Annotated in this window: 8 protein-coding genes; 2 read left to right on the forward strand and 6 right to left on the reverse strand. The window is 40.8% G+C overall.

Translation table 11 applies throughout. The annotated features are described in order from the left end of the window. Positions 1–84 precede the first annotated feature (84 nt). The 3 genes from H6G97_RS21035 to H6G97_RS21045 form a co-directional block, all read right to left on the reverse strand. Entirely contained in the window at positions 85–324 is a 240-nt protein-coding gene (locus tag H6G97_RS21035; protein ID WP_190942630.1) for a hypothetical protein, read from the reverse strand. A 71-nt stretch (positions 325–395) separates the two neighbouring features. After that, positions 396–1,241, reverse strand: coding sequence for an alpha/beta hydrolase (locus tag H6G97_RS21040; RefSeq protein WP_242055042.1), 846 nt, complete (start codon positions 1,239–1,241; stop codon positions 396–398). Positions 1,242–1,440: 199 nt separating this feature from the next. Then, the gene (locus H6G97_RS21045) at positions 1,441–1,920 is read right to left on the reverse strand and encodes a DUF4383 domain-containing protein (RefSeq protein ID WP_190942631.1); all 480 of its coding nucleotides are present in this window, start codon (positions 1,918–1,920) and stop codon (positions 1,441–1,443) included. Between the two features lie 747 nt (positions 1,921–2,667). Here H6G97_RS21045 and H6G97_RS21050 point away from each other — a divergent pair. Both H6G97_RS21050 and H6G97_RS21055 read left to right on the forward strand, forming a co-directional pair. Then, on the forward strand, positions 2,668–3,648 hold the full coding sequence (locus H6G97_RS21050; protein ID WP_190942632.1) for an aldo/keto reductase: 981 nt from the start codon (positions 2,668–2,670) through the stop codon (positions 3,646–3,648). Between the two features lie 88 nt (positions 3,649–3,736). Further along, the gene (locus H6G97_RS21055; RefSeq protein WP_190942633.1) at positions 3,737–4,438 is read left to right on the forward strand and encodes a DUF547 domain-containing protein; all 702 of its coding nucleotides are present in this window, start codon (positions 3,737–3,739) and stop codon (positions 4,436–4,438) included. Here the strand turns inward: H6G97_RS21055 and H6G97_RS21060 are convergent. The 3 genes from H6G97_RS21060 to H6G97_RS21070 form a co-directional block, all read right to left on the reverse strand. Next, on the reverse strand, positions 4,423–5,178 hold the full coding sequence (locus H6G97_RS21060) for a TIGR04283 family arsenosugar biosynthesis glycosyltransferase (protein ID WP_190942634.1): 756 nt from the start codon (positions 5,176–5,178) through the stop codon (positions 4,423–4,425). The two genes, H6G97_RS21055 and H6G97_RS21060, sit on opposite strands and share 16 nt — an antisense overlap. Positions 5,179–5,351: 173 nt before the next feature. Further along, on the reverse strand, positions 5,352–5,603 hold the full coding sequence (locus tag H6G97_RS21065; RefSeq protein ID WP_338421801.1) for a DUF1816 domain-containing protein: 252 nt from the start codon (positions 5,601–5,603) through the stop codon (positions 5,352–5,354). 44 nt (positions 5,604–5,647) lie between these two features. Beyond that, entirely contained in the window at positions 5,648–5,881 is a 234-nt protein-coding gene (locus tag H6G97_RS21070) for a hypothetical protein (protein ID WP_190942636.1), read from the reverse strand. Between the last annotated feature and the right edge of the window lie 219 nt (positions 5,882–6,100).

Below are 6,100 nucleotides of genomic sequence, written 5' to 3' on the forward strand. Positions count from 1 at the left end.
CTTGAGGTATCCAAAACTTTAAATCCTCCTTAAAAAGGAGGAATTTGAGAAACTTATATTCATCCGATTAATCAACAACGCCAATTATTGCTGCGTTTTAATTTCCTTGAGTAACGCCTCATCAGAGTATTCTTCTTCCCATTTGCCTTTTAACTTCAGCCGTACAGACTGTGCGCCGCCACTAGGAGTACACACAACCCAGTAAGTATCTGATTCTCCTTCGACCTCAGCTGCATCTTGAGCTTTTGAGGTATCTGAAAGACCTGAAAATGCTTGAATACAAGTCCATGTAATTCCATCTGAATCTTTAATTTCTCTTTCCATATCTATTCTTTAGATAAGTAGGTGGGTGTGGAAAAAACAATATATCTAAAGCAATGTTAATTGTTTTAATGTCACAGATGAAATGCTTTATCCGGTTCTGATTCAGTAAACCATTCCATAGCTCTTTGGGCGATCGCAGTAGGAACTGTATGTAACCCGTTGAACTCACGGTATTCTAGGTCATAGCCTGCTCGTTTTAACTGCTGCACAATCCGACGACTGCACCGTTCAATCGGCAACACTGTATCCGACTTTCCATGAGAGATGAACACACGCGGTTTCCCAGATTGGCTAGCAGGAGCCATGAATCCGGGTGAAAAAGCAATAATGTGGTTAAATAGGTCGCCATTGGTAATGCCAACTGAAAGGGCGTAGGAAGCACCATCAGAGAAACCGGCGATCGCTACCTGGTTCGGAGCGATCGCATAATGACTGAAAGTTTGTGTTAGTGCGCGATCGATAAAGGCAATATCAGGGCCATAGCCACCCCGAATAATGTCCCAAGTTTGTTGGCGTGAGTCTACTGCCAACAGAATTGTCCCAAAGCGAATTGCCAGATGATAAAGGATTTTTAGCGCACCCTCCGCGTCGCCTCCGGCTCCATGCAATATCAAGACAAGTGGAGCGGGCTGATCTGCTCGATAGGTTTCAGGTACATAGACAAAACCATCTCGCTGCCCATCCAGCCCTAGTGGGTGTAACCCGGTCAAAGCGGTTGTTGTGGGGCGAGTTGGGCGGGACAACAACTGTCCTTTAGTAGCTCTAGAATCAACTTGCTTTGAGCTTTCCATAACTAATAAGTTTCGCTTTTGGCAATTGGATAGTTGAGAGGCAGCGAGTGGTAAAATCATCCCTGCTAGCCCGAACTGGAGTAGTTGTCGTCGTGTCCAGTCAGGAGGATTGTTGTTTTGTGTCATTGCGATCGCCTCAATCAGCAATTAACTGACACTACACTAGAGGATTTAAAACGAACCGCAGAGGCACAGAGAACACAGAGAGAAAGAGAGAAAAATTCTAAAACTTTGCTGGGTTTATGCTAAGAAAATCAAGTCTTGGAAGAAGATTGACAGCAGAAATTATTTTTTCTGCCACCAAACTTATTAGATACAAGAAGAGTTAAATATTTTCCGCTACATTAACGCCCTTGACTTTAGCTGGTATGACAATGCTGTAATAAGCAGTTGCGATCGCTGCTAATGCATTGAGCAAAACATTGTAACCAAACAGTGGCATTAAACCAAAAGATGTCTTAGCGAAAGGCAATAATCCCATGACAGCCAGCAACGCATAAGAAATTGCAAAAGCACGGTTGAACAAGCGGGCAGTGCTAGCATTACTGTAAGAAGTGATTCCAAACAATCCTACAGCGCAGCGTACAAGGTTATGCAAAAAGTTGGTAGGAATTAGACCAAAGATATAACCAAAGCCCGCAGAGTAAGCGCCAGTAGATTCATCAAGTGGAATAAAAGATTCGTTCGTTCCTGGCAATGAAACTAAAGCTGGTATAAAGCCAGCTAAACCTAAAAGTAAATAAGCAATTCCGATAGCCAAAGCAATATAACGCTCTGTCATTTTTGCCGCATTGATATTTTCCATTGCAGTCAATCCTTGTAATTCGATTAGTTAATACTGAGATATTTAATGTTGTAACCCAAAAAAAATCTTTTATAATCTATCAGAAGTTTCAGCGTTAAATTTAGCTTTGTACACCTAGAGTGAGAAATTAAGAGATTAGCCCCGATGGGGTGTTAGCAGTAATTTACAATAGGGAATTTCGGCAGATTAAATCATTACTATATATAGCCCTTGCTGTAATCGACAAGCGCATTGCATACAGGCTTAGGCTGCAATACTGGACACAGGCAAAACTATAGACTCCCACTTGATTATTCACTTCAATAATTAGTGCATAATCTAAATATTTTTCCTTTGTATTAGTAATCACATATAAATTTAACTTTAGTAATTATTATATATGCCTTAAAACCTTCCATAGTTAGATGCAGAGGTTGGTTGAAATAAGTATAGTTTAGAAACGCAGAGAACAAAGCTCCTCACCTCTAACTAAACTTTAGATTAGAGGTTTCCTCATGATTAAATATATTTTTAAAACAATGATAAATACCCATTTTGTGTGAATTTGACAAAATAAACCATGATATACAAGATCAAGGAGTATCACCCTCTTCTGTAGTTAGTACAGTAGTTTGGGTTCCAGGGTTATCTTCAGGATCATATTTAGCGTCATCTTGACGGCTCTCTGGAGGAATGTTTGAGGTTAAAATTTTGTTACATACTTTTAAATTTTTCCACCCACTTACTTAATGATTAGGAAATTATTTTATGAAAACCAGAAAACTAGGGAAACTTGGGTTAAAGGTTTCAAATATCGGACTTGGTTGCATGGGAATGTCTGAGTTTTATAGTGGGCGTGATGAAATTGAAGCGATCGCTACAATTCATCGAGCATTAGAACTTGGGGTGAATTTTCTGGATACTGCTGATATGTATGGCCCCTTTACTAATGAGCAATTAGTAGGCAGAGCAATTAAAGATCGTCGAGATCAAGTAGTGTTAGCAACCAAATTTGGCAATGTCCGCACTGAGGATGGTGGTTTTAAAGGGGTTAGCGGCAAACCAGAATATGTCCAGACAGCTTGTGATGCCTCACTAAAACGTCTCGGAGTTGAGGTGATTGATCTCTATTATCAACATCGTGTAGATCCAACCGTACCCATTGAAGATACTGTCGGGGCGATGGCAGAGTTAGTGCAGCAAGGAAAAGTGCGTTATTTAGGGCTTTCTGAAGCTGCTCCAGCGACGATTAGACGGGCTGTAACAGTTCACCCCATTAGTGCCCTGCAAACAGAATACTCTCTTTGGAGTCGAGAACCAGAGGATGAAATTTTAGCAACTGTACGGGAATTAGGAATTGGGTTTGTTCCTTATAGCCCATTAGGAAGAGGATTTTTATCAGGTGCGATCGCTACCCCTGATGATCTTGCACCTGATGACTATCGCCGAAATTCTCCTCGCTTTCAAGGTGAGAATTTTTATAAAAACCTGCAATTAGTAGAACAAGTTAAAGCGATCGCTAGCGAAAAAGGAGTAACTGCTAGTCAGCTTGCACTAGCATGGCTTTTGGCTCAAGGAGAAGATATTGTGCCAATTCCTGGTACAAAACGCCGTACTTATTTGGAGGAGAATATTGCAGCTACCGAAATTACCCTGACTGAAAAAGATTTGAATCAACTAGAAGCAGTTGCACCCAAAAATGTGGCAGCTGGCGATCGCTACCCTGACATGAGTACTGTTAACCGTTGATGCTGTGCCATATTACATCTTAACCCCAACGTATTGGGTTATGAGTTTGATGATATAAAACTACCGTTAACATATCAATACAGCGATAATGATTGATTTTGAACCCTGGAATAGATTGTTGCGTCAGTATGTTGATCAAGACGGTCGTGTAAACTATTTTGCTTGGAAAACGGAGCAACCTCAAGCGATCGCTAATTGGTTATCGAGTCAAAAAAATCTGGATTTTAAGTCTAATTCCAACAATTTTGAGCAATTGGCGTTGTGGATTAACCTTTACAATGCGTTCACCGTTTCGACAATTTTGGAGAGATACCCGCTTGAGTCAATCCGTCCGTTAATCTTAGGCATTCCCAACTGGCTGGCTTTTTTGTGGTTCTTTCAACGCCGTGCCTACTATATATTTGACAAATATTACAGTTTAGCCGAAATAGAAAACCAGATTCTGCGGAAAAATTTACAGGAGCCACGAATTCATTTTGCAATTGTCTGCGCTTCGGTTGGTTGCCCGTTACTGCGTGCTGGAGCTTATTTTCCTGAACAAGTTACCCAGCAGTTAGATGAAGATGCTCGGCGCTTTATTAACAATCCTGAAAAAGTCCGTTATGACTCAGATAAAAAAACGCTCTATTGTAGCAAAATTTTTAAATGGTATCGTCAAGACTTTCTCAAAGTTAAATCTTCCATTCCAGAATATATCCGCTCTTACCTAGAAACAGACTTGCCAATGAATGCCTCAACGCCGATTTCCTATTTGTACTATGACTGGAGCCTGAATCAGCGAATATCTTGATAAAATTGTTTAAGATAATTTGCATCAACACCAATTCCCCATAAAAACCCAATGTAAAGGTAAATTGCATTTGCTTTAAAGCTACCCCATTTTGCTACGCGACGATCTGAAGAGTGAACAATACGATTCACCTGATGAATACGTCCTTTTTTAACCAGTTTTAAGCATAAATCTCCGTCCTCCATAATCGGCAATGCCTCATCAAATCCACTGCAATCCCAAAAGTCAGTGCGACGACAAAACATTACCTGATCTCCAAACAACAGACGCAATCCTCGAAAAAACAGGTGAGGTTTAAATAGCAATGGTGCGTAATAGGTTTTTAGATAGTTATGCAGAGAGATACCCCAACGAGTTGTTTGAGATCCACTCATCAGAGAAATAAATCCTCCACAAGCAATGGTTGGCTCTGCCAGAGTTTTGTTAATGATGGTAATTAGGTCATCCGGCACCCAAGTGTCTGCATGCAGAAAGCAAAGAATATCTCCAGTTGCAGCCGATGCACCGTAATTCATTTGAATAGAACGCCCACGCCGCTCACATGAGAGAACTTGTATACATAGAGACTGATTGAATGATCCAAAACCTTGCTTTGCAACAGCTAGTGTCTGATCTTCGCTACCACTATCTACAATTATCACCTCCAAAGGAGGCGGATTAAGTAAAGTCAGTTGGCGCAATGTGCGCCCCAAGCTGGCTGCTTCATTTAAAGTCGGAATGACGATCGAAACTTGAGACATGTAGCTTAAGTAGTTTTATCGTTGCTTTTATTCTACTTGCTCGACGTTGATGGGCTTTAATCCAAAGAAACCGACCTCTGTGAGGGCTGGCAGCTTGCAAAAGAGACTTAACAGGAAAAATCAGATTCTGCTGAGGTGCAAATTCATCTGTGTTTAATTACTTCTGACTTACCTCACTCAACTGAATAATTGCTATAACTCACTTCTTCATCACAAATAGTCAGAGCATCTGGGCGGCAACGTTTAATGACGACTTTTATCCCCAAGGCTCCCTCGCTTTTAAGGTCATCAATATACCCAGGACAAGCAGCTTCCGCTTCAAGAAATGTTTGAAAAGGGCCAAAATAGTAGATGCAGTGAGGATGCCCACTGATGATTTCTGCCCAGTAATCACCAATAACTATCTGAATAATTCTTGAAATCACAGATTTAAATCTGTTAACCATAAAAGAAAAAGTGAGGAGGACAGCTAGCTACTATTTAACAGCATGGCTGTTCCTGTAATAGTTATTGTCTGCTGAAAGCATGAGAATATGTAACAATTGTATTGCTCAATGTTAAGCGCCTGTGTTACCATAACCACTTGCGCGATAATGGCTTTTTCTCTTGGCGATCGCGTCTTAGACATCTGACTTTTCACGGCATCTGGAAAACGCCATTTTGAGCTTTTCCAAACCTTGATTTTTATGTTAGCTATTCTCATTAGCTTAGAGCTATTGAGAATTAGCCTGTGGAAAAAGTCACGTTGTTTCGAGGTTTGAGGACTTACCGTGAAAAGTCAGAAAGTCCTCAAGTGACAGCAAAGCCACTAGACATCTCCAAAAACTATCAAAGCTTTGCTGTGACTAGCTCTTAAGATGCAAGCGCAAGCATCCTTGACTAGCTAGTCAGCACGATAAAATAGGGCTTTGAGATATTTCTT

This window comes from Nostoc flagelliforme FACHB-838 (assembly GCF_014698065.1).
GTDB lineage: Bacteria > Cyanobacteriota > Cyanobacteriia > Cyanobacteriales > Nostocaceae > Nostoc > Nostoc flagelliforme_B.